At 46.1% G+C, this 22,533-nt stretch carries 18 protein-coding genes and 2 pseudogenes; 11 read left to right on the top strand and 9 right to left on the bottom strand.

What is annotated here, in order from left to right; translation table 11 throughout:
* Positions 1–21 precede the first annotated feature (21 nt).
* The gene (locus QUA23_RS24010) at positions 22–975 is read right to left on the bottom strand and encodes a methyltransferase domain-containing protein (protein ID WP_333077626.1); all 954 of its coding nucleotides are present in this window, start codon (positions 973–975) and stop codon (positions 22–24) included.
* Between the two features lie 260 nt (positions 976–1,235).
* Here QUA23_RS24010 and QUA23_RS24005 point away from each other — a divergent pair, with 260 nt between their 5' ends.
* Positions 1,236–2,570: a TrkH family potassium uptake protein gene (locus tag QUA23_RS24005; RefSeq protein ID WP_333077624.1), complete on the top strand. Its 1,335-nt coding sequence runs from the start codon at positions 1,236–1,238 to the stop codon at positions 2,568–2,570.
* Positions 2,571–2,710: 140 nt separating this feature from the next.
* Complete coding sequence (locus tag QUA23_RS24000) at positions 2,711–3,406, top strand: TrkA family potassium uptake protein (RefSeq protein ID WP_333077623.1); 696 nt, start codon at positions 2,711–2,713, stop codon at positions 3,404–3,406.
* 337 nt (positions 3,407–3,743) lie between these two features.
* Here QUA23_RS24000 and QUA23_RS23995 read toward each other — a convergent pair whose 3' ends face one another.
* On the bottom strand, positions 3,744–4,013 hold the full coding sequence (locus tag QUA23_RS23995; RefSeq protein WP_333077622.1) for a hypothetical protein: 270 nt from the start codon (positions 4,011–4,013) through the stop codon (positions 3,744–3,746).
* Positions 4,014–4,288: 275 nt separating this feature from the next.
* Between QUA23_RS23995 and QUA23_RS23990 the strand changes: the two genes are divergently transcribed.
* A complete protein-coding gene (locus QUA23_RS23990) occupies positions 4,289–4,888 on the top strand; it encodes a sulfite oxidase-like oxidoreductase (RefSeq protein WP_333077648.1) in 600 nt (199 codons plus the stop codon).
* A 626-nt stretch (positions 4,889–5,514) separates the two neighbouring features.
* Positions 5,515–6,207 carry a PEP-CTERM sorting domain-containing protein gene (locus tag QUA23_RS23985; RefSeq protein WP_333077621.1) on the top strand — a complete coding sequence of 231 codons (693 nt, stop codon included), beginning with the start codon at positions 5,515–5,517 and terminating at the stop codon, positions 6,205–6,207.
* Positions 6,208–6,493: 286 nt separating this feature from the next.
* Here the strand turns inward: QUA23_RS23985 and QUA23_RS23980 are convergent, their stop codons facing one another.
* Positions 6,494–6,742 carry a hypothetical protein gene (locus QUA23_RS23980; RefSeq protein ID WP_333077620.1) on the bottom strand — a complete coding sequence of 83 codons (249 nt, stop codon included), beginning with the start codon at positions 6,740–6,742 and terminating at the stop codon, positions 6,494–6,496.
* A 98-nt stretch (positions 6,743–6,840) separates the two neighbouring features.
* Positions 6,841–7,014: pseudogene (locus QUA23_RS31145) on the bottom strand (mechanosensitive ion channel domain-containing protein); the annotation flags it as partial.
* Positions 7,015–7,374: 360 nt separating this feature from the next.
* Here QUA23_RS31145 and ahcY point away from each other — a divergent pair.
* The 3 genes from ahcY to QUA23_RS23965 all read left to right on the top strand — a co-directional run bounded on the left by ahcY (position 7,375) and on the right by QUA23_RS23965 (position 11,299).
* Entirely contained in the window at positions 7,375–8,652 is a 1,278-nt protein-coding gene (gene ahcY / locus QUA23_RS23975) for an adenosylhomocysteinase (RefSeq protein WP_333047387.1), read from the top strand.
* A gap of 198 nt (positions 8,653–8,850) precedes the next feature.
* Positions 8,851–9,444, top strand: a complete 594-nt coding sequence (locus QUA23_RS23970) for a DedA family protein (protein ID WP_333110543.1) — start codon at positions 8,851–8,853, stop codon at positions 9,442–9,444.
* Positions 9,445–9,874: 430 nt separating this feature from the next.
* The gene (locus tag QUA23_RS23965; protein ID WP_333077619.1) at positions 9,875–11,299 is read left to right on the top strand and encodes an NADP-dependent isocitrate dehydrogenase; all 1,425 of its coding nucleotides are present in this window, start codon (positions 9,875–9,877) and stop codon (positions 11,297–11,299) included.
* Between the two features lie 262 nt (positions 11,300–11,561).
* Here QUA23_RS23965 and QUA23_RS23960 read toward each other — a convergent pair whose 3' ends face one another.
* Entirely contained in the window at positions 11,562–12,170 is a 609-nt protein-coding gene (locus QUA23_RS23960; RefSeq protein WP_333077618.1) for a glutathione S-transferase N-terminal domain-containing protein, read from the bottom strand.
* A 137-nt stretch (positions 12,171–12,307) separates the two neighbouring features.
* Between QUA23_RS23960 and QUA23_RS23955 the strand changes: the two genes are divergently transcribed.
* The gene (locus QUA23_RS23955) at positions 12,308–12,700 is read left to right on the top strand and encodes a DUF2358 domain-containing protein (RefSeq protein WP_333077617.1); all 393 of its coding nucleotides are present in this window, start codon (positions 12,308–12,310) and stop codon (positions 12,698–12,700) included.
* 300 nt (positions 12,701–13,000) lie between these two features.
* Positions 13,001–14,173, top strand: coding sequence for a TRC40/GET3/ArsA family transport-energizing ATPase (locus tag QUA23_RS23950; protein ID WP_172188640.1), 1,173 nt, complete (start codon positions 13,001–13,003; stop codon positions 14,171–14,173).
* A 219-nt stretch (positions 14,174–14,392) separates the two neighbouring features.
* Here the strand turns inward: QUA23_RS23950 and QUA23_RS23945 are convergent, their stop codons facing one another.
* The 3 genes from QUA23_RS23945 to QUA23_RS23935 all read right to left on the bottom strand — a co-directional run bounded on the left by QUA23_RS23945 (position 14,393) and on the right by QUA23_RS23935 (position 15,507).
* Positions 14,393–14,782, bottom strand: coding sequence for a GNAT family N-acetyltransferase (locus tag QUA23_RS23945; protein ID WP_333077616.1), 390 nt, complete (start codon positions 14,780–14,782; stop codon positions 14,393–14,395).
* Between the two features lie 23 nt (positions 14,783–14,805).
* Positions 14,806–15,174, bottom strand: a complete 369-nt coding sequence (locus tag QUA23_RS23940; protein WP_333077615.1) for a DUF4440 domain-containing protein — start codon at positions 15,172–15,174, stop codon at positions 14,806–14,808.
* A 147-nt stretch (positions 15,175–15,321) separates the two neighbouring features.
* Complete coding sequence (locus QUA23_RS23935) at positions 15,322–15,507, bottom strand: hypothetical protein (RefSeq protein ID WP_333077614.1); 186 nt, start codon at positions 15,505–15,507, stop codon at positions 15,322–15,324.
* Positions 15,508–15,988: 481 nt separating this feature from the next.
* Here QUA23_RS23935 and ffh point away from each other — a divergent pair, with 481 nt between their 5' ends.
* Positions 15,989–17,437, top strand: coding sequence for a signal recognition particle protein (gene ffh / locus QUA23_RS23930; protein WP_333077613.1), 1,449 nt, complete (start codon positions 15,989–15,991; stop codon positions 17,435–17,437).
* Positions 17,438–17,879: 442 nt separating this feature from the next.
* Positions 17,880–18,629 (top strand): annotated as a pseudogene (locus tag QUA23_RS23925) (IS1 family transposase).
* Positions 18,630–19,663: 1,034 nt separating this feature from the next.
* On the opposite strand, the gene QUA23_RS23920 reads toward QUA23_RS23925, so the two are convergent.
* Positions 19,664–22,533, bottom strand: a 2,870-nt coding sequence (locus tag QUA23_RS23920) for an Ig-like domain-containing protein (protein WP_333077612.1), incomplete at its 5' end; no start/stop codon positions are given.

Raw genomic sequence — 22,533 nt, 5'->3', positions numbered from 1 at the left:
AACTTCTCTGATATATGCCTGTTATTTTACAGCAAAAATCATCCCAAAACGAATCAACCCGCTCTGATATCCACGGCTCATCAATCCGAGAGCAAGTGCTGCTTGAATAGTCGTCCAACCGCTCGTCAGCAAACCCCAAATCGCGCTCGGAGTCAAAGCAGAATCGATCACCACATCCCAAAAAGGAGCAACAGCTTTTGACCAATCAGCCGTGCGAATACTTGTCAAAGGTAAACTGCGGACAATTTCCTCGTATTCCGGCAAAGAAATCACATAAGGCAAAGCATAAACTCGGTAAATTTCTGCCAATTGCTTTCTCTCTTCATCAGTTAATTCTCCCGCCGTTTCTCCCACCGGGCGGTGACACCAAGTTGCCAAAATCAAAGTTCCTCCCGGCTTGAGCACGCGGCAGCATTCCTGCAAAAACTTAATTTTGTCGGGCATATGTTCGCCACTTTCGAGCGACCAAACCAAGTCGAAGGACTCGTCCGGAAAAGGCATATTCAAAGCATCGGCCACCAAAAAATTCACCTTGCTTTCTAGCCCGGCCATTTTAGCGCGTTCGGTCGCTCTGTTGGCCTGTACCGGACTCAGAGTTATCCCGGTCGCTGTAACGCTAGCGCTCGTTTTATTGAGTTCGGGCGATCGGCTATAATTTTGATCCGCCTCGCCATCCAACTTTAAATTATTTTGAGGGATAGAACTAAACTTTTCGGTCAAATACAGCGTGCTGCCGCCGATCCCGCAACCGACATCGAGAATGCGGTAAGATTCACACAGTGCCTTCTCTGACGGTACTCCAGCCCAAGCCAGCAGTTCTTCTATTAAATCTATCTGAGCCTGTCGGCGCTCTTTTTTCAAATTGCCATCCGGGCCGTAGTAACCGTGGTGCATATGTTCGCCCCACACCTGCTCCCACAAACCGCTAGAAGCGTCGTAAAGTTGCTGAATTTGCTGGTAAAGTGTTGATGTCATCGCCGAATCGCAAGTTATTAAAGGAATTCTACCGTTATTTTCCCGCTGTTGTCATAGAATTTGGCGATTGAGTTCGATCGGTCTCCGGCATTCGCCAAACAGAGATGTCCTGATTTCAAGCCCGACTATCTATTTGTGGGTTCCCTCTCAAACCTCAAATCTCAACTCGATTTGTGGGTTCCCTCTCAAACCTCAAATCTCAACTCGATTTGTGGGTTCCCTCTCCAATCTCCAATCTAAAATCTAAAATCTAAAATCGAATGACTGTCTCGCGAACCATTGCTTTGGGCTTTATCGCTGTCATCCTCGCAGGTGCTCTATTACTGATGATGCCCTTTTCCACAATTGATGGAACTTGGAGCGATCCAATAACAGCACTGTTTACCTCTACTTCCTCTGTCTGCGTCACGGGCTTGTCGGTTGTGGATGTCGGAAAATATTACTCTTTTTGGGGCCAACTGTGCCTAGTTTTACTGGTGCAAATAGGAGGCTTGGGCTACATGACAGCCACGACTTTCTTACTGCTGTTATTGGGCCGCCGCTTTGGCTTGAAAGACAAAGTTGCCCTGCAACAATCTCTCGACAAATCCGGGCTAGCCGGCGTAGTACAACTCGTGCAGTCAATTCTAGCAACAACGCTTTTGTTTGAATTAACAGGAGTGTTTTTGCTGATGACGGTTTTCGTCCCCCAATACGGATTTAAAGAGGGTGTGTGGTCGGCTATATTTCACAGTGTTAATTCGTTTAACAACGCCGGTTTTAGCATCTATTCAGATAATTTGATTGGCTACATCACTTCGCCTATGGTTAACTTCACAGTCAGTGGTTTAATCATATTTGGAGGAATTGGCTATCAAGTAATTATGGAAATGTACCTGTGGCTGCGCGATCGCTTCAACAAAAGCCCTATCTGCACAGTTTTTTCCCTGAACTTCAAAGTTGTTACTACTACAACGGCTGTCCTTTTAATTTTAGGAACGCTAGCCTTTTTGGTGTTGGAATACGACAACCCAGACACTTTCGGCTCTCTAACTTTTCCTCAAAAGCTGATGGCAGCTTGGTTTCAATCTGTTACTCCCCGCACGGCGGGGTTCAATACAATTAGCATTGGCCAAATGACCGAAGCCTCGCTATTTCTGACCATCGCGCTGATGTTTATCGGCGCCAGTCCTGGCAGCACCGGCGGCGGAATCAAAACCACAACTTTTAGGCTATTGTTTTGCTGTACCACAGCAGTTATCGAAGGCCAGGAAGATGTGGAGTGCTATCAGCGTCAAATCCCGCCACCAATGATTCTGAAAACCATTAGCGTAGTCTTCGGTTCCCTGTTGGTCGCGTTCACCTCTGCAATTTTAATCGAGCTGACCAATCCCCAAGTAGAATTTATCGCAGCGCTGTATGAAGCAGTTTCAGCTTTTGGCACGGTCGGTCTTTCCACTGGGATTACACCCACGCTTTCAGCGATCGGTAAGTTGATTTTGATTGCTACAATGTACATAGGTCGGGTTGGGGTGCTGCTGCTGGTGAGTGCTGCATTCGGCGACCCAAAACCCAGGTCTTTTAAGTATGCTGAGGAAAGTTTGTTAGTGGGATAAAAAAATCCTGCCTACTTGCTGATAATCTAAACAATGGGTGACAACCCAAATCAACTTTTACTACTTACCTAAAAACCAAAAGGAGGCGGCGCTGTGTCTGCTAAAATTTAAACAGCAAGACGCTCAGCGCTGGATATTGAGTGAACCTGTCATCTTTGAATTTTTTTCGCACTTTGCGCGCCGACAACAAGCAGTTTGCAGTTATTGGTTTGGGACGCTTCGGTAGAGCTGTGTGTTCGACTCTGCACGGCTTGGGTTACGAAGTTCTGGGAGTTGATACTGATGAAAAAAAAGTAACTCAAGCTTTGACCGATCGTATTGCTGCTCACGTTGTACAGTTAGATTCTACTGAGCCTAGCGCTCTTGCGGAAGCCGGTATATTTGAATTTGAAACAGTGATTGTGGCGATCGGCAATTACCTAGCAGAAAGCATTACCACCACCCTAAATCTTAAGGAAGGCGGGGTAAGTCACGTAATAGCCAAAGCTTCTTCGGAAACTCACTTAAAACTGTTGAAAAAAGTCGGTGCAGATCATGTAGTTTTTCCCGAACGAGAAATGGGCTGCTCTGTGGCGCGCCTTCTTACAAAACCCAGCATTTTAGAACGCTTTGACCTCGACCCAGATCACAGCATCGTTGAGTTACTCGTTCCTGAAAAGTTTGACGGTAAAACCATCTCCGAATTGGAGCTCCGGCGCAAGTATGGTTTGAACTTGCTAGCAGTCGGGCGCGCCGAAAAGTTCGAGATTAATCCGGAGCCAAGCGAACGCTTGAGAAAGGGCGACGCGATGGTAGTAATTGGTTCTAATAAAGATATCAATCGCTTGCCAATTTAACAGCTTGCCATTTTACGCACATACAGCAACACTCCTGGACTCAGAAACCTGGTTTCTTGAGTTCGGAATGCCTAAGTCCTATGCAAGTATTGCGGGATGTGTGAAAATTTCCGACCCCTGCAAACCCGGTTTATCTTAGATAAACCGGGTTTCTCTGTCAAGCTTTATGTTCTAATTTTTAACCGAAATATCTAAATTGAATTTCACCAATTCTAGGGTTGGTTCCGCCTTTGCGACCCCCTCTGAGAACCTAGCCAGACAAATCGCGAAAAATTTTAACAAAGTAGCAGCACTCGATCGCGCTCCCGCAAATCATAGGAGCGCTAGCCTTGAAAATTCAGCCGACTTTCAAGATTTTTTGCAAATAAGCTTTGCCAAAAACCACCACCGCCAAGACTAGAGCGAGTTCAACAAACCAAGGACACGCCGCCACAAACCAAATTAACGAACACACTCCAATAATTGCAGCTATGGGAGCCGGAATTCCGTCTAGCGTTCTGTTGTCAGTCCCGGCAGTCACCCACCAAGCAACCAAGCAGACCGTCAAAGGAATCAAGCAACTTGCGATCATGATTTTTACCCCATCAATGTTTTTTACATATGGCATCTGAGCATATTGTTACAATACATCAAAGATTCGGAAATGCACCAATAATTACGATAAAATTTAAGGTTAGGTAATTCATACGCTGGGGAGATAAATTTTAAAAATTTTTAGCTTCGACTCTCTCCGAAGGCAGAATTAGGCGGGCATCAAGCAGGATTTAGGGATTTTTATTTCTATAGAAGTGCTTTTGCTTTCTACCTTGAGATGAATTGCGGTGCGCCCGTCTCTGCAAGTTATACTCAGGATTGCAGTCAGCTACTGTAGAGCGTGAATCAATGGTGGGCAAATTTTTTCGCAAGCCAGAATCAGAAAACATCGATCGCGTCCCCCCAGGTCAATACCTTGCCAACGGCTTTCCTGTGCTGACCTACGGCGATACACCCTCCGTCAGTATTGAGAGTTGGGAATTTAAAGTCTGGGGATTAGCAAAACCAAAAACCTTCACTTGGTCGGACTTCCAGGCCATGCCCCAAAGTAACTTTACGGCGGATTTTCACTGCGTCACCCGGTGGTCAAAACTCGACGTGCAGTGGACGGGAGTCAAAGTCACAGATTTTATGAACTATATAGAAGTCGATCCAAAAGCTCTGCACGTCCTGGAACACTGCTACGGCGGCTACACTACCAACATTGCGATCGCCGACTTCCTCCGAGAAGAAAACTTTTTCGCCCACACCGTCTTCGGCGAACCTCTATCCGCAGACCACGGCGGTCCAATGCGGCTCGTAGTTCCCCACTTGTACGCTTGGAAAAGCGCTAAATGGATTAACGGCCTGGAGTTTACAGAAACCGAAGAACTCGGTTTTTGGGAACGCAACGGCTACCATCGGCGGGGCGAACCTTGGGCCGAGGAACGCTACAGCGGTTTGTTTTGAGGCGGGCGATCGGGAGCAAAGAGGGGGCGAGAGCTTCTCTATACAATCTTTGTTGAGGGGCAATCCGATCTTTTACTGCTTCAGTCTGCGGAAATTGCATCCCCTCGATCGCATCTTGGGGATATCTCACGCCACGGGCTCTATTTAATTAAACCAAAATACGTAGACCCCACGATTGCATTTTGTACGTAATTTACCCGATAGATAAACTACTTTAACTCCCCTGTACAAGTCCCAAAAAACAAATATTCCCAGTTTCTGGTTAATAGAAAACTCCTTTAACTATCAGTACACACGAATATGACCGTATTTATACTTAAGTGTTTGCTAGTGAGGATTTAGACTTGAGAATCTAATAAAAAATTAGCATAGGTCAGATCCAAATCAGTTTCGCTACTCCGCGCTCCCATGCCAGTGACTGCAAGGTTTCCATCCACACTCTTTATAATTATTTAGTGGCTATTTGTAGGGAGCGATCGCCTGCTGATAGATGCGATAGACAGCATTTGTGAAGGTTATGTAAAGGCTTGATAAAGAATATGTCAAACTTTACCTAAAGTGAACCAAATACAAAGAAAGTATCGCATAATGAAAATATTAAGACCCTCGCACAAAAGGAACAGGTTATGAATACCAAACTCTTATCCGCCCTAACAGCTACCGCAGCCGCCACAGCTCTTTTTGGCGCCGGAGCTCCAGCTCAAGCCTTCTCCTTTGGCACCAACGGCATCACATTCACCCAAGATACAAGCGTCAAGTTTAACTTCAAAGAGTCTCACGGAATGTACCAGTCCGCTCTGGGAATCTACCAGGTGAACAACTCGATTCCCTCTCTAGTTAAAAGCCTGTTTACGGAAACTAAATCCTCAGACAACTACTGGGACAACGAATGGAAAGGAACTCTGGGCAATACAGTCTTGGGTTCTGGCTCGGTAGTATTCACATTCCTGGCAAATCAAGTTTACACTTTGGGGCTCGACAGTGACTGGGGTGGCAGTGTCTACTCAACCTCAGCCTTGAACAGTGGCAGCCAGCAAGCGGTGTTTGGGGCGCAATCGCAACTGTGGGACGCACTTGGCAAAGAAACCACGAACGTCTTCCAAGCTGCTGGACAATTTACCAGCGGCACAGGTTCTCTGTTTAATGGAGGCACGCTAATCTCCTTCGACGATCGTGGTAACAACAACGACGCAGACTTCCAAGACTTCGCAGTGAGCGCAGAAGCAGTTCCAGAACCGATGACAATGACTGGTTTGGCTCTCGGTTTGGGTGGCTTGGTTGCAGCACGCCGTCGCCGCGCTAGCAAGACGACTTCATGATTTGTTTCAACCGGAACAATCTCCTCAATTACGTTTGACAACAAAATAAAGTTCTATTTGGAGGCGCGCTAATGAGAAATAGGCTCGCCTTTTGCTTGATTTGAAAAGTCAGAAGGGAGAAGTCAGAGGGACGTTCGGCCAGGCAGCAGTGTACCGGATTTAATGGATTTAACGGATGGAGGGGGATGGCACAAGTCAAGAGTGAAGAAGTCCGACAGGAGAAACAGGATTTTTCCCACTCTCCGACTATCCCACTCTCTCCCTCTCCCAACTCAAAATTCCAAACTCACTCACGGTAAAGGGTTCGATCGTACAAAGTCACCGCTACCGATTGAAGAATTTTAATGTCCGCCCAGACGCACGCTACTTTAATCGCCACCACAACCATGGTTTTTGTCCGTCGCACCTGTGCTTGTTCCGGCAGCTTCCAATAGGGGACAATAAGATGCAAAGAATCTTGGTTAATGCCTGAAGTATCAACTTTTGGAGTTGTTTGGGACAAAACGCCTTCGACTTCGGAAATAGCTTTAACCAAGGTTTCAATGGCTCAGGAAGGCCGAGCTCGTAGGCTAAAATTAAACGCAGGTTGGTTTGCCTGTGTGTAATGGTTGTTAGTATCCGCACTGAATTGGTAAATACGATCGCCTTCGGTACGATAACTGGCTCTCCCCGATCGCTAATACTTTGAGTTGAACGCAGCAAAATCTTTTCCACAGTACCTTCAAAGCCTTCTACAATTATCCGATCGCCGCATTGAAACGATTCGTGCAACAGCAACAATATTTTACCTAAAAAGTATTTGAAGATGTCTGGGAACGCTAAACTAATCCCTACTCAACCAAGTCATAACAAACCAATGATATCTGCCGGACGCCAAGCTGGCAACGCAATCACCCAGGCGCTCAAACTGCCAGCAGCCAAAATGAGAGTGTCAAATAATTCAATAATGCGACGCTAAAACCAAAAATTGAGATCGATCGGCCGACATGAATGTTTGACTCTCACTGTGGGGGTGACTCCATCGACTCGTTCGCTAATCATTAAAACACAATCAAAATTTAAGATTAGCAGCGCCGACCCCGATCGAGTAAAATCACAGCACTTGCCCGCCGATGACTTAATCTGCTAAAACTAACAAAGTTTGATGATTTCTGAGAAATAACATACATGGTTGCTACATCCGTCAAGATTAAACACGAAGTCAAAGACTTGTCCCTCGCCCCCTTGGGAAAGCAACGCATCGAGTGGGCCGGCCGGGAAATGCCCGTTTTGCGGCAAATTCAAGAACGCTTCGCTAAAGAAAAGCCTTTCGCTGGCATTCGCTTGGCTGCTTGCTGCCACGTAACCACAGAAACCGCTCATTTGGCGATCGCCATCAAACTCGGCGGTGGCGACGCCGTACTGATCGCCAGCAACCCCTTGAGCACTCAAGATGACGTAGCGGCTTGCTTAGTTGAAGACTACGGCATTTCCGTCTTCGCCCTCAAAGGAGAAGACGCCGCTACCTACGAACGTCACGTCTACACAGCCCTAGACCACCGCCCCAATATTATCATCGACGACGGCAGCGACGTGGTAGCCGCACTGATCCAGCACCGCCCGAACCAAATTTCCGACTTAATCGGAACTACCGAAGAAACTACCACAGGCATCGTGCGCCTGCGGGCCATGTTGAAAGATGGCGTGCTGACTTTCCCCGCCATGAACGTCAACGACGCCGACACCAAGCACTTCTTTGACAACCGCTACGGCACCGGTCAATCTACCCTAGACGGCATTATCCGCGCTACCAATATTTTGTTAGCCGGTAAAAATATTGTGGTTGCAGGTTACGGTTGGTGCGGCAAAGGCACGGCACTGCGCGCCCGCGGTATGGGTGCTAACGTAATTGTCACCGAAATCGATCCGATTCGGGCGATCGAAGCAGTGATGGACGGTTTCCGCGTCATGCCGATGGATGAAGCAGCAACAGTCGGAGATATATTCATTACCGTTACTGGTAACAAACACGTCATTCGTGCCGAACATTTCGAGACAATGAAAGACGGCGCAATTGTTTGCAATTCCGGTCACTTCGACATTGAAATTGACCTCAAATCCCTCGGCGCAAAAAGCACCGACGTGAAAACGGTTCGGTCTTTCACTCAAGAATATCACCTCAATAATGGCAAGTCGATTATTGTGTTGGGCGAAGGCCGTTTGATCAACTTGGCAGCAGCCGAAGGACATCCCAGCGCCGTGATGGATATGAGCTTTGCTAACCAAGCTTTAGCCTGCGAATATCTGGTTACGAACAAAGGCAAACTAGAGCCTGGTATTCACTCAATCCCCGTGGAGGTTGACAAAGAAATTGCCCGTCTCAAATTGGAAGCAATGGGTATTCACATTGATACCTTGACGGCAGAACAAATTGAGTACACAAACTCTTGGACTTCGGGTACTTAATCATCGTTTATCGTTTCCACGCTGTGCCGGGGAATGAATACAAGGAGGCTCTGCCTCCCTCCTGGGGAGTCGAGGCAGAGCCTCTAGATATGCGTTCCCAGGCAGAGTCTAGGAACGATCGATGACTAATGACTAATGACTACTGACTTCTTCTTACCAAATTATTAAATCAAAATGGTTGAATGGATAACTAACACAATGCAATCGATGGGCTATCTCGGAATTGGCCTGTTGATGTTTTTAGAAAATCTTTTCCCACCCATACCCTCAGAATTGATTATGCCGCTGGCAGGATTCACGGCATCAAAGGGTGATGATATGCAGTTAGCGCCGGCGATCGCAGCAGGAGTAATCGGTACAATTCTGGGGGCGCTTCCCTGGTACTATGCCGGTAAATTATTGAGCGAAGAACGCTTGAGGAATTTAGCCGACAAATACGGTAAGTGGATCACAGTATCGGGCGCCGATATTGACAAAGCAAATAGATGGTTTAACAGACACGGCAACAAAGCCGTGTTTTTGTGTCGCCTAGTACCCGGAGTTCGCACCCTAATTTCCCTGCCCGCTGGCATCAATAATATGCCTTTAATTCCTTTTTTACTATACTCAACAGGCGGCACTCTTTTATGGGTAAGTTTCCTGACTTTTGCCGGATATAAACTAGGGGAAAATTATACACTTGTAGACGATTATCTGGGCCCTGTTTCCAAAATAGTTGTGGTGATTATTGTCATTTGGTTTATATTGTGGGTTGTCAAAAAGAATATGCAGAAGGAAAAATATCGCAAATAAATGCAAATTTTGTGAAAAAAATCTGCGTTTTATTGCGTTCATCGGCGGCTACAATCACCATTTTTGCCCCGCCCAAAAACGCATACAACTTTCCAACAGGAGTCGTGATGCGCCCAACATTTTAGACTAAGGTTCAACCCCCTAGATTCATCTGTGGAGTAAATCTAAAATCTAAAATCCACTGACTTGTTTCCAGCATATTCTCAACCGTAGCGCTGAAAGATACAGAGGGAGATTTGATAGAAACTTCTGCTATCTTTGCTACTTTTTTAAATTAACTTTTAAATGGGCGATCGCCCAAAAGTCACAGTGACGGGCAGCCGCTCTCCCAAAAATTCAACTTAAATTTATACAAATATTTAGGATGGGTTGAGGTTTAGGCAGATAATCGTGGCAAAATAGGGAACATTGCTATCCGCGCTGTTAAAATATGTACGAAAAGATTGTAGCCCCAACAACAGGTTCTAAAATTACTTTCAAAGACGGTTCGCCGATCGTCCCCAATGACCCGATTATTCCCTTCATTCGCGGCGACGGTACCGGCGTTGACTTGTGGCCTGCATCCCAGAAAGTCATGGATGCTGCGGTAGAACAGGCTTACGGTGGCGATCGAAAAATTAACTGGTTTAAAATCTATGTAGGCGACGAAGCCTGCGATGTCTACGGTACTTACCAATATCTGCCCCAGGATTCCTTAGACGCCATCAAAGAATACGGAGTCGCCATCAAAGGGCCGCTGACAACGCCCATAGGCGGCGGAATTCGATCGCTAAACGTAGCTTTGCGGCAAATCTTCGACCTTTACGCCTGCGTGCGGCCCTGCAAATATTATGCTGGAACACCCTCGCTACACAAAACTCCTGAACTCCTAGATGTAATTATTTACCGGGAAAATACAGAAGATATTTACCTCGGAATTGAATGGGCAAAAGGCAGCGAAATCGGCAAAAAATTGATTGAATTCCTCAATAATGAGTTAATTCCAGCAACACCAGAACATGGCAAAAAACAAATTCGCCTCGATTCGGGAATCGGAATTAAACCCATTAGCAAAACAGGTTCTCAGCGTTTAGTACGGCGCGCTATTACCCACGCTTTACGGTTGCCAAAAGAGAAGCAGCAAGTAACTTTGGTGCACAAAGGCAACATCATGAAATACACCGAAGGAGCTTTCCGAGATTGGGGTTATGAATTAGCAACTACCGAATTTCGCGCTCAGTGCGTGACTGAAAGAGAGTCTTGGATTCTGGGCAACAAAGAAAAAAATCCCGACATTAGCTTAGAAGATAATGCCCGCCAAATAGACCCTGGATATGATGCTTTGACGCCAGAAAAACAAGCCAAAATTCGTCAAGAAGTCGCCGATGTTCTGTTTGCAATTTGGGACAGTCACGGCAGTGGTCAGTGGAAAGAGAAAATTATGGTCAACGACCGAATTGCTGACAGTATTTTCCAACAAATTCAAACCAGGCCGGCCGAGTATTCGATTTTAGCGACAATGAATCTGAACGGGGATTATTTATCCGATGCGGCCGCCGCCATTGTCGGTGGATTGGGTATGGGTCCCGGCGCGAATATTGGTGATGAATGTGCAGTTTTTGAGGCAACTCACGGCACTGCACCGAAACACGCCGGTTTGGATAAAGTCAATCCCGGTTCCCTGATTTTGTCCGGGGTGATGATGTTAGAATACCTGGGATGGCAGGAAGCTGCAGACTTGATTAAGAAGGGTTTGGCAGCGGCAATTTCTAACGGTGAAGTTACTTACGATTTGGCGAGGTTGATGGAACCGCCAGTGCCTGAGTTGAAGTGTTCGGAGTTTGCTGAGGCGATTATTAAGCATTTCGCGGATTGAGTTTGAGGGCTTTTTTTGAATCGGCTAGAAGCCCGTTCCACAACCAGTAAACTTGCTTTGTGGGCCGTTGCTCCTAGCCCGCCCGCTGTTTATTCAGGACTGGCTAGAAGCCTGTTCCACAAAAGTCAACTTGCTTGTGGGCCGTTGCTCCTAGCCCGCCCGCTGTTTATTAACAACGGGCTAGAAGCCCGTTCCACAAAAGTCAATTTGCTTGTGGGCCGTTGCTCCTAGCCCTCCCGAAAATACAATTTAGATGCGGGGTTTATAATGATGGAACAGCCATTCCGCGCTCAACGGCGGGACGCTTCTGCAAGGTTTCTACCCAACGTTTGAGATGGGGGTGGTTGTCGAGGGTTAATCCTTGAAATTCGTAAATAGCAACCCAGGGATAGGTAGCAATGTCGGCTATAGAATAGTCGCCGCAGATGTATTCGTATTTTGCTAGTTGAGTGTCTAATACTCCGTAGAGCCGCAAGGTTTCTTTTTCGTAGCGCCCAATCGCATAGGGAATTTGTTCGGGTGCAAAGCGTTTGAAATGGTTAAGCTGACCAAACATCGGACCGACGCTGGCCATTTGAAACATCAGCCACTCTATAACTTGAAAGTATTTTTGTTTGTCTGCGGGCAGAAATTTGCCGCTTTTTTCGGCAAGATAGATCAGAATAGCGCCAGACTCGAAGACGGTGATGCCGTTATCTCGATCGACTATCGCCGGAATTTTGCTGTTGGGGTTGATTGCGATGAACTCTGGGCTAAATTGGTCGTTTTTTGTGATGTCGATGACGTGCACGTTGTAGGGTAAACCTATTTCTTCGAGCATGATCGAGACTTTGCGACCGTTCGGTGTGGTAAAAGTGTAGAGGTCAATCATAGTTGTGATGTTAAGTTGAAAGTTGGCAAGGCAGGAAATAACCCGATATACTATCACAATTTGGACTAGAATTGCGGATTTTTGCTCTCTTGTGTTAAAATTGTATTCTAATAATATAAGAATAACGATCGCTCGAAATGGACATTATTGAAATTCTCAAAGACGATTATCAAAGATTTCCTGATAATCAGACTTACAGCATCTATGCAAAAGATGTTTATTTTGAGGATCCGGTGAATCGATTTACAGGAGTCGATCGCTACCGCAAAATGATCGGGTTTATGGGGACTTTTTTTCAAGATGTAAATCTCGATTTGCACGGCATTTCGCAGTCGGGAGATAATATAGAAACTCGCTGGACTCTGAGCTGGATCGCACCCTTACCTTGGAAACCGAAAATGGCGATCGCCGGAAGGAGCGAACTGAAAGTCAACAGCGACGGTTTAATTGTTTCTCATATCGATTACTGGGACTCTTCGCGGTTGGATGTGCTCAAACAGCTTGTATTTCCTCGGAAAACTAATGTTTGAGAATTGTTTTTAGGTTTGTTAGCAATAAAAAATAGTGTTTCAAGAGCGAACTCCCTTTTTTAACCGCAGATATTAGCATGTAAACACAGATGAACGCTGATGGATTTTTATGCGCCGCAATAGATATTTGAAATAAATAATTTTAACCGATCTTGACATTGCAGCAATTTCGTGAGTCACAGGAAATGCGCTGTGTTCAGTGGCTGCTTGTCGCCCCAATTAATTACCCCAGCAAATTAATTTTTGTTACATAACGTTACAATATAAGAGTAAACTACTTTCAGGCGAGCTAAACAATAAATGCGCTTAATATTAATGACTGGAAAAGGCGGCGTCGGCAAAACCTCCGTAGCCGCTGCGACTGGGCTGCGATGTGCCGAATTGGGATACAAAACCCTAGTGCTGAGCACTGATCCCGCTCACTCCTTAGCCGACAGCTTCGACATGGAACTCGGACACGATTCGCGGCTGGTGAAACCGAATTTGTGGGGAGCAGAATTAGACGCTCTCAGGGAATTAGAAGGCAATTGGGGAGCAGTTAAGCGATACATTACTCAAGTCTTGCGAGCGCAGGGGCTCGAAGGCGTGCAAGCTGAAGAATTAGCCATCTTGCCAGGAATGGATGAAATCTTCGGTTTAGTGCGGATGAAGCGGCATTATGACGAAGGTGAATTTGATGTTTTAATTATCGATTCTGCCCCAACTGGCACTGCATTGAGACTGCTAAGTTTGCCGGAGGTTGGCGGCTGGTACATGAGAAAATTTTACAAGCCGCTGCAAGGCATATCAGCCGCCCTTCGGCCTTTAGTTGAACCTATTTTTAGACCGATTGCGGGTTTTTCTTTACCAGACAAAGAGGTGATGGATGCACCTTACGAATTTTACGAACAAATCGAAGCTTTGGAAAAAGTTTTAACTGACAATACTGTCACTTCGGTAAGGTTAGTTACTAATCCAGAAAAAATGGTAATTAAAGAGTCTCTGCGGGCTCATGCCTATTTGAGTTTGTACAATGTAGCCACAGATTTAGTAGTAGCTAACCGGATTATTCCCGCAGAAGTAACTGACCCCTTTTTCAAACGGTGGAAAGAAAGCCAGGAACAGTACCGTCAGGAAATTCACTCAGATTTCATGCCACTACCTGTTAAGGAGGTGCCACTTTATTCAGAAGAAATGTGCGGTTTGGCAGCTTTGGAACGGTTGAAAGAAACGCTTTACAAAGACGAAGACCCAAGTCAAGTTTATTACAAAGAAAATACGATTAAGATCGTGCAGGAAAACAATCAATATAGTCTGGAACTGTATTTGCCGGGAATTGCTAAGGATCAGATCCAGTTGAGCAAAACAGGAGATGAGTTGAATGTTCGGATTGGCAATCACCGCCGTAATTTGGTGTTGCCGCAAGCTTTAGCCGCCCTGCAACCTTCCGGGGCGAAGATGGAGGACGATTATTTGAAGATTAAGTTTGCTTAATTTAACACAACTTAGGCAGGCACAATATAAATATTTTGCCTGTCTAAGTCCTGTATTTTTAGCTTAGTCGTTCTAGAGACTACTTAACTAAGGCAAACACCTGAACTAAAGGCTATTTTAGATTTCACTCAGCCAAGTAACCAATCAGTTTTAGCGAGTTCATTTCACCCACTTCATTGGTGTTCCCCTTATTCCATTTTTGAAGAAGCGATCGCAACTTTAGACAAACCCTACTTTTTGGTAAAAGCCTACTGCCGCATCAGATGAGTTAACCGTAATTTCCTCAATATCGTTGCTGCATCGAGTGAATAGTTCTCTATCGATTCCTTGCTCACCAAATTCTCTTCCGACGAACAACAATGACAGATGATTCCCTCTCCGAAATGCAATAAAACCAACAATCATCCCATTCCACGTAGCGACTAGCGTTTTCTCGCTACTCAAAATTCTGGCTCTTAATTCTTCTATGTCAGAAATTTTTTTCCATTCAGCAACACTTTCTGGTGTTCCATCTGTGAGTTCCCATAGATCCGCAGCAGCCCACATACAAGCACTGATTTGGTGTTCATCCCCAGGTTCTAGATGTCTATAGGTAATTGCATTCATCATTGTGATGCGAGTGCTGAAAGTAGTCAAGGTTGAAACGGTGTACCCTGATGAAAGCGAACTACCCAACCGCTTGCCGTTCGCGACCAAATAGAGCTTCTGTGTGTATGTTCAACAACGCCGTCATAAATAAATGCACTGTCATAGGTAACCTGAGCAATGTTCTCATCGAGCAGGCGAATGTGAAATTCAGGTAGTGGACGGAGGACATCTCTTGATGAAGGCTCTGCCACAAGTGTATCTTGTCTTTGCCACACACGTCCAGAACGTCCAAATTCAAAAAAGTCCTGTGCGATCAGTTCGTTCATGCGTTCCGTGTTAACGCGAGTCTCTTCGCGCCATAGCTCTTGCTCTAGGCATTCGAGGGTGTCTCGGTCTTCGCTGCTGATTTCCATAACGATCACTCTAACTAAACGTAAAAATATCACAATTTTGTCCCCTCCAATGATTTGTTATGCCCGATCTCTTCACAATTATTTATGCCCGTGCGATCGCTAATAACTTCTCTGGAATCAAGAACGAATCAACCCATACATCGATGACTATTCCTCCTCACTTAAAGACATAACTTCCCCTCCCTCTTCTTTCCCATCCTCTGTGCTCTCTGTGTCCTCTGCGGTTCGTTCACTCTTTCCTGCATTAACCTCTATTTTTCGCGCCTGACGTTCCGACGCATTTGTTTGCAGCATTTTCAACCTTTCTGGGTCAGCATTCGATCGCCAAAACAACTTATAATCTTTAATTTATACACAGTTTCGCATCATCGCCATCATTTCCAGCAAGGGTAATTGGTTCATTAGGTAGTAAAGCATGAACCCATCTTGTATGCCTGCCTTTTGCCGAACGATAAGTAAACCCACCTTTTAGCAGCAAGCTTTTGAGTTATCGAATCTTTTTGGGTATAAGCAGACATTAAAATTGTGGCAACGTGACGGAAATAATTTAATCGTATTCCAGAAAGTAGGGTTTATCAAAACGTACCATACTACAGAAAATAGAAGTAATTTCAGCATCAATTCGCATAAAAACTCACATCTTATAGCAGTTTTAAGAACAGGCAAGATGCCTGTTCCACAACACATGAATAATTAGCTTTTGGGGTGGGATTCTAGCCCGCCCTGAAAGGATTATTGAAAAATTAGCAAAACATTAATCCAAACGTCCGCATTTAGCCTAAAATTAAAAATACTGACTAGCCAACAATGCCCTATGTTTGAAGCCCTCGCCGATCGACTCGAATCCACCTGGAAAAAACTGCGCGGACAGAATAAAATCTCCGAGTCCAACATTCAAGACGCCCTCAAAGAAGTCCGCCGCGCCCTCCTGGAAGCCGATGTCAACCTCCAAGTCGTCAAAAACTTTATCGGAGAGGTAGCGGCAAAAGCACAAGGCGCAGAAGTCGTTTCAGGCGTCCGTCCCGACCAACAATTCATCAAAATCGTCCACGACGAACTCGTGCGCGTCATGGGGGAAACCAACGTACCCCTAGCCACCGCCGACTCCGGGCCCACAGTTATCCTGATGGCAGGTTTGCAAGGAACCGGGAAAACCACAGCTACCGCCAAACTAGCGCTGCACCTCCGCAAACAAAATCGTACCGCACTGCTAGTCGCAACCGACATTTATCGACCCGCCGCGATCGACCAATTGCTGACTCTCGGCAAACAAATCGACGTACCCGTATTTGAATTAGGCAAAGATATTGACCCCGTAGAAATTGCCCGCCAAGGCATCGAACACGGCAAACAAATTGGCATTGATACCATCATCGTCGATACAGCCGGTCGCCTGCAAATAGACCAAGACATGATGGCAGAATTGGGCCGCATCAAACAAACAGTACAACCCCACGAAACGCTGTTAGTTGTTGATGCCATGACCGGCCAAGAAGCAGCAAATTTAACCCGCACCTTTCACGAACAAATCGGCATTACCGGCGCAATCTTAACCAAATTAGACGGCGACAGCCGCGGCGGTGCAGCCTTATCCGTGCGGCAAATATCCGGCGCGCCGATTAAATTTGTCGGCGTCGGCGAAAAAGTCGAAGCCTTGCAACCATTTTATCCCGATCGCATGGCATCGAGAATACTCGGAATGGGCGATGTCTTGACGCTAGTAGAAAAAGCGCAAGAAGAATTCGACATCGCCGATGCCGAGAAAATGCAAGAGAAAATGCTTACGGCAAAGTTTGACTTTACTGACTTTCTCAAACAAACCAGACTGTTAAAAAATATGGGTTCCCTCGGCGGCATCATGAAAATGATTCCGGGGATGAACAAACTCTCAGACGAACAAATGCGGCAGGGAGAAGTGCAGCTAAAACGCACCGAAGCCATGATTAATTCGATGACAGTTGAAGAACGCCGCAACCCCGAACTTTTAGCGAGTTCTCCATCCCGCCGCCGCCGGATCGGCAAAGGCGCAGGCTACGCTGAAAACGACGTAACTAAGCTGGTAAGCGATTTCCAGAAAATGCGTACCATGATGCAGCAAATGAGTCAAGGCAACTTTACAGGAATGGGAGGATTGCCGGGAATGCCCGGAATGCCGGGAATGGGCAGCCCCGGAATGCAGCCCGGTTCCCGCGGCTATATTGGGGCGCAGCAGAAGAAGAAAAAGAAAAAAGATAAGCCTAAAAAAGGTTTCGGACAGTTGTAGAAAGCGTCAAACATATTGCACCATTGTCAAAAAGTTGTAGATACTGTCTTGACCTGTCAAGGGGTAGCGTTCAAATAATTGGGGTCGAAAGGCTCTTGGGATTTTAAAATCGCAAGAGCCAAATGGACCAGTTTCCTCATCAAGGTACCAATTACCTGCATTTTGACCTTTCCACGACCCAACAATCGTTCACTCATACCTTTGAGTAATACCATTTTTTTAAAGATGTGATAGAGATAAAGAATGTAAAATCCAAGACGATCCGGTGATAAAACCAATGACGCGAGCTGTGAAAGATGCCAAAATTTCCTGGACTTTTGTGCGGAGTTCGTCAAGATTACAAAACACCGACCAAGCTAAAGAATTTTTGGCGTTGCTGAACTAGGGTATGATGAAGTTGTCCTCCGAGCGTCAAAAATCACACACATTTAAAAGCAATATTATGCAATGCCCTGAATGTAAATCAACTCATATCAGTAAAAATGGTCACAAAAAAGGCAAACAGAATTATATTTGCATCAAATGCAAAAGACAATTTATAGATGATTATCAAGCTCAAAAAGGATATCCGGAAGAAGTTAAACGTGAATGTCTCAAGATGTATGTTAATGGGATGGGTTTTCGAGCAATTGAAAGAGTCAAAAATGTGCATCATACTACAATCATTAATTGGGTAAAAGAAGCCGGGAAACTCTTACCAGATTGTTACGACCCAGAAACAAATCCCGAAGTGGGAGAATTAGATGAATTACAAACATTTGTTGGTTCAAAAAAAACAAAATCTGGCTGTGGACAGCCGTAGACCATTTTAAACAAGGTATTTTAGGATGGGTTTTAGGATCCCATAGCGCCCAAACTTTTGAACCACTATGGGCGACAGTTAGTAAATGGAAATGCTATTTTTATGTGACAGATGGCTGGAAAGTTTACCCAAATTTTATCCCGGAGGGAGACCAGATTATTAGCAAAACCTATATGACTTGCAGTTGAAGGTGAAAATACAAGACTCAGACATTACTTGGCTCGCCTAAAAAGAAAAACTCTTTGTTATTCTAAATGTGAAAAAATGCTAGGGTATTCAATTAAATTACTAATTCATTATCTAAAATTTGGAGATGTTCCAATTCCCCATCAAAATCTCAAAAATCATTTTCGGGTTCCCTCTCGTATTTTTGCCCGTATCATACCGTAATTCAGCAACGCCGAATTTTTTAGATATTCCCACACTCTTTCTGTGGGATTTACTTCTGGACAGGCCGGAGGCTGAAATAGTAAAATAATATTGTCTGGTAATTCAGATGATCCTAAATTATGAGAGTCGTGCGTTATCCACTTGAATGATGTGTAATTCAGCAGGATATTGGATTGACAAAAATTGTAACTATGCTTCAAAACAAACTTTGTCTAAATGCGAAAACTCCCAAAAAAAATTTTCTCTTTTGCGCTCGATACTGCCCCATACAGCCAAAAACACTCAAACTTCCATTGATGCTTTCCTCGGGGCTTTACGCCGGAAAGCGTCAGCTTACGCCGACGAATTGTATGCAGCCCTAGACGAGTTTCATCACGCTCACCAATAATTGACTTTTTTATATTTGTTTACTTGAGGTAAAGCTTTGTCTAGTAAAGCTTTTATCTGTTGATGCAAGTTATTTTTAAATTCATTAATTGCCGTAGATTTCTGAGAAATACTGCGAGGTCTTGGAATTTTTAATTTACTTTTTAATTCACCTTTCACTAAAGAATACACAGCCTGGTAACTACTGGCTATTCCTTTAATCAACCAGAGCCAGAGATGAACTTCTTGGTAACTCCGAAATCTGGGAGGGTCTCTCAACTCTTGTTGCAATGAAGCTGCTATTTCAACTGAAAACTTTTTTGGCCAAAAACCTGCCGATTTTTTAACAAATTTTCCAGACCGCCCTTTTTATATTGAGAGAGCCCGCGATGAATTGTTGCCTCACTTTTACCTAAAACTGCCGAGACTTCTCGCACAGTTTCTACTTGCTTTGACTAAAATAAATAAAGCATTTGAACTTTGTTATAAGCTAGGATTCTTTGCAAGCTGTTTGAGGATTTCTCGTAAATTTTCTACAGATTCGGTAATCTTTATATGAGGAGGACCAGACATTGTAATTCTCTCCTTTACTTTTAACACAAGTCTATCACATCTTTAAAAAAATGGTATTAGGTGCGGAGTACGCACCTTAGTTAATTAATTTGTGCTTACCCGAAGATAGTAAAATCATTCACACCGATCGCACTAGCTTGAACTCCATTTAAAGCAGCCAACAATTGACCGTTTTCACCAATCCTGATGAAAGCTGCAGTAGCGTTTTGGGTAATACTAAGTTGAGCAAAAGTTAGACCGCCCGCTAACACCAGCAAATCTTCACCTTTTGTGAAATCAGTAATTTGATCGCTGCCTTCACCTGCTGTTAAAACAAAGCGATCGCGCCCAATGTCGCCGCTGAGAATATCGTTGCCCAAACCCCCTATCAGACAATCGTCGCCTTTACCCCCATAGAGAGTATCGTTGCCCTCCTCGCCACATAGCTTGTCACTACCGCCGCTTCCAAACATCAGATCGTTGCCAGCACCGCCGCACAGGGAATCAGGCTCGCCGTTAAAGTCGATCGCACTGTCTCCTAAAATAGTATCGTCCCCGTCGTCGCCGCAAATGCTATCACTGCCGCGATCGCCCAACAACAGATCGTTGCCAGTACCCCCCATCAGAACGTCATTGCCCTTGCCGCCATAAACAGTATCATTGCCCTCGCCGCCGCTGAGAGTATCCGCAGCATTTCCCCCGTTCAAGAAGTCGTTACCCGCACCGCCAAACAGCAAATCGCGTCCATTCGAGTCAGGGCTAGACGGGTAAAAACTGCCTCCAAACAAGCAGTCGTTACCCTGAGCACCAACCAGAGTGTCATTGCCCTTGTCACCCCAAATCAAGTCATCGTCTTTGCCACCGATCGCCAGATCATCGCCCTTACCCGCAAAAATGAGATCGTTGCCGGCGTGGCCGTTGAGGTAATCATTGCCACGGCCACCAAACAGCAAGTCTCTGTCTGCATTCGGGCCAAGGGGGATATTGTTGGGCCGTCCTCCGTAAATATTGTCGTTGCCTTGTTCGCCCAGCAGAATGTCGTTGCCGTTGAAACCGTTGATAGCGTCGTTGAGATTGCTGGCAGTGAGGAAGTCGTCGCCGTCAGTGCCGTTGAAAGTGCGATCGACTGAATTAGGACCCGGAATCGAACCGATCGCGGGTAGGGTAATCTGTTCGCAAATGCAATCGCGATCGTCTGGAGTTCCCGTCGGAGTCGGAGTCGGAGTTCCCGTCGGAGTCGGAGTTCCCGTCGGAGTCGGAGTCGGAGTTCCCGTCGGAGTCGGAGTTCCCGTTGGAGTCGGAGTTCCCGTTGGAGTCGGAGTTCCCGTTGGCGTTGGAGTTCCCGTTGGCGTTGGAGTTCCCGTTGGCGTTGGAGTTCCCGTGGGAGTGGGCGTCGGAGTTTCCGTGGGAGTGGGCGTTGGAGTTTCCGTGGGAGTGGGCGTTAGAGTTTCCGTGGGAGTGGGCGTTGGAGTTTCCGTGGGAGTGGGCGTCGGAGTTCCCGTAGGTGTCGGAGTCGGAGTTTCCGTAGGTGACGGTGTCGGTGTCGGAGTTCCCGTAGGTGTCGGTGTCGGAGTTCCCGTAGGTGTCGGTGTCGGAGTTCCCGTAGGTGTCGGCGTCGGAGTTCCCGTAGGTGTCGGTGTCGGAGTTCCCGTAGGTGTCGGCGTCGGAGTTTCGGTGGGAGTCGGCGTCGGAGTTTCCGTGGGAGTCGGAGTCGGAGTTTCCGTGGGAGTCGGCGTCGGAGTTTCCGTGGGAGTTGGAGTTGGAGTTTCCGTGGGAGTTGGAGTTGGAGTCGGAGTCGGAGGGTTATTGACAACAATGCTTGCCGTGACGATCGCAGAATCAGCTTTCCCGTCATTAGCTTTGTAGGTAAAAGAGTCTGTCCCTGCAAAACCAGCATTCGGAGTGTAACTGAAGGAACCGTCTTGGTTGAGGGCGAGCGACCCTGTAGCCGGATTTGTCACCAGAATCGCAGTCAGCGGGTCGTTTTCCGGGTCTGTATCGTTGATTAAGACTCCCAAACCCGTCACGTTGAGACCCGTATTAAAAGGAGTAGTATAGGTGTCAGAATTCGCAACAGGCGGGTTATTGTTGACGTTTACAGTTACGGTAGCCGATGCAGAGTTAACTATCCCGTCGCTGACTGTGTAGGTAAAGGTGTCTGTTCCAGAAAAGCCAGCGTTAGGAGTATAAGTGAAAGAACCGTCTTTGTTGAGGGCGATCGACCCTTGCGTCGGATTTGCGGCCAGCGCAGCAGTCAGCGTGTCAAAGTCCGCGTCTGAGTCGTTGGCTAAAACTCCCGGCACTGTTACGCTGAGGGCTTTGCCGGCACTGGTGGTATAGGTATCGGGTTGTGCGATCGGCGGATTGTTAGTGACATTGATATTTGCCACAATTGGTGGTAGGGTAGCAATCCCGTCGCTGACACTATAAGTGAAGCTATCGAGTCCAACAAATCCAGGATTCGGAGTATAAATAAACGAACCATCATTATTCAATCCGAGAGTACCATTGTTGGGATTTGTGACTTTAGTTGCAGTCAATAAATCACCGTCTAAGTCGCTATCGTTTGCTAAAACTCCTGTCGCAACTGGCACGTTGATGGCTTGATCGTGCAGGGTTTTGTAATTGTCGCTATTTGCCTGCGGCGGCTGATTGGTGACATTAATACCTATCTGAGCAGACCCAGACGTGAAGGTTCCGTCGCTGACGCTGTAGCTGAATTCCTCCAAGCCGACAAAACCCGGATTGGGAGTATAGCTAAAGGAACCGTTAGGGTTGAAATTGACCTTGCCGTTAGTGGGGACTGATAGCAGTGTGGCACTTAAGGGGTCGCCGTCGGGGTCGATGTCATTGGCCAGAACTCCGGGGAATACGACATTGAGTGTCTTGTCGTGGGGAGTGTTGTAACGGTCGCTATTTGCCTGCGGCGGCTGATTGGTGACATTAATACCTATCTGAGCAGACCCAGACGTGAAGGTTCCGTCGC

This window comes from Microcoleus sp. Pol1C5 (genome assembly GCF_036701115.1).
In the GTDB taxonomy this organism is placed as follows: Bacteria; Cyanobacteriota; Cyanobacteriia; order Cyanobacteriales; family Microcoleaceae; genus Microcoleus.
The sequence above is the reverse complement of the archived record's forward strand: the minus strand, read 5'-3'. Positions and strand labels throughout refer to the sequence as shown.

Coding starts and splice junctions, on each gene's coding strand:
- QUA23_RS24010 (WP_333077626.1), bottom strand. CDS start 975: ATGACATCAACACTTTACCAGCAAATTCAGCAACTTTACGACGCTTCT.
- QUA23_RS24005 (WP_333077624.1), top strand. CDS start 1,236: ATGACTGTCTCGCGAACCATTGCTTTGGGCTTTATCGCTGTCATCCTC.
- QUA23_RS23995 (WP_333077622.1), bottom strand. CDS start 4,013: ATGCCATATGTAAAAAACATTGATGGGGTAAAAATCATGATCGCAAGT.
- QUA23_RS23990 (WP_333077648.1), top strand. CDS start 4,289: ATGGTGGGCAAATTTTTTCGCAAGCCAGAATCAGAAAACATCGATCGC.
- QUA23_RS23985 (WP_333077621.1), top strand. CDS start 5,515: ATGAATACCAAACTCTTATCCGCCCTAACAGCTACCGCAGCCGCCACA.
- ahcY (WP_333047387.1), top strand. CDS start 7,375: ATGGTTGCTACATCCGTCAAGATTAAACACGAAGTCAAAGACTTGTCC.
- QUA23_RS23970 (WP_333110543.1), top strand. CDS start 8,851: ATGCAATCGATGGGCTATCTCGGAATTGGCCTGTTGATGTTTTTAGAA.
- QUA23_RS23965 (WP_333077619.1), top strand. CDS start 9,875: ATGTACGAAAAGATTGTAGCCCCAACAACAGGTTCTAAAATTACTTTC.
- QUA23_RS23960 (WP_333077618.1), bottom strand. CDS start 12,170: ATGATTGACCTCTACACTTTTACCACACCGAACGGTCGCAAAGTCTCG.
- QUA23_RS23955 (WP_333077617.1), top strand. CDS start 12,308: ATGGACATTATTGAAATTCTCAAAGACGATTATCAAAGATTTCCTGAT.
- QUA23_RS23950 (WP_172188640.1), top strand. CDS start 13,001: ATGCGCTTAATATTAATGACTGGAAAAGGCGGCGTCGGCAAAACCTCC.
- QUA23_RS23945 (WP_333077616.1), bottom strand. CDS start 14,782: ATGATGAATGCAATTACCTATAGACATCTAGAACCTGGGGATGAACAC.
- QUA23_RS23940 (WP_333077615.1), bottom strand. CDS start 15,174: ATGGAAATCAGCAGCGAAGACCGAGACACCCTCGAATGCCTAGAGCAA.
- ffh (WP_333077613.1), top strand. CDS start 15,989: ATGTTTGAAGCCCTCGCCGATCGACTCGAATCCACCTGGAAAAAACTG.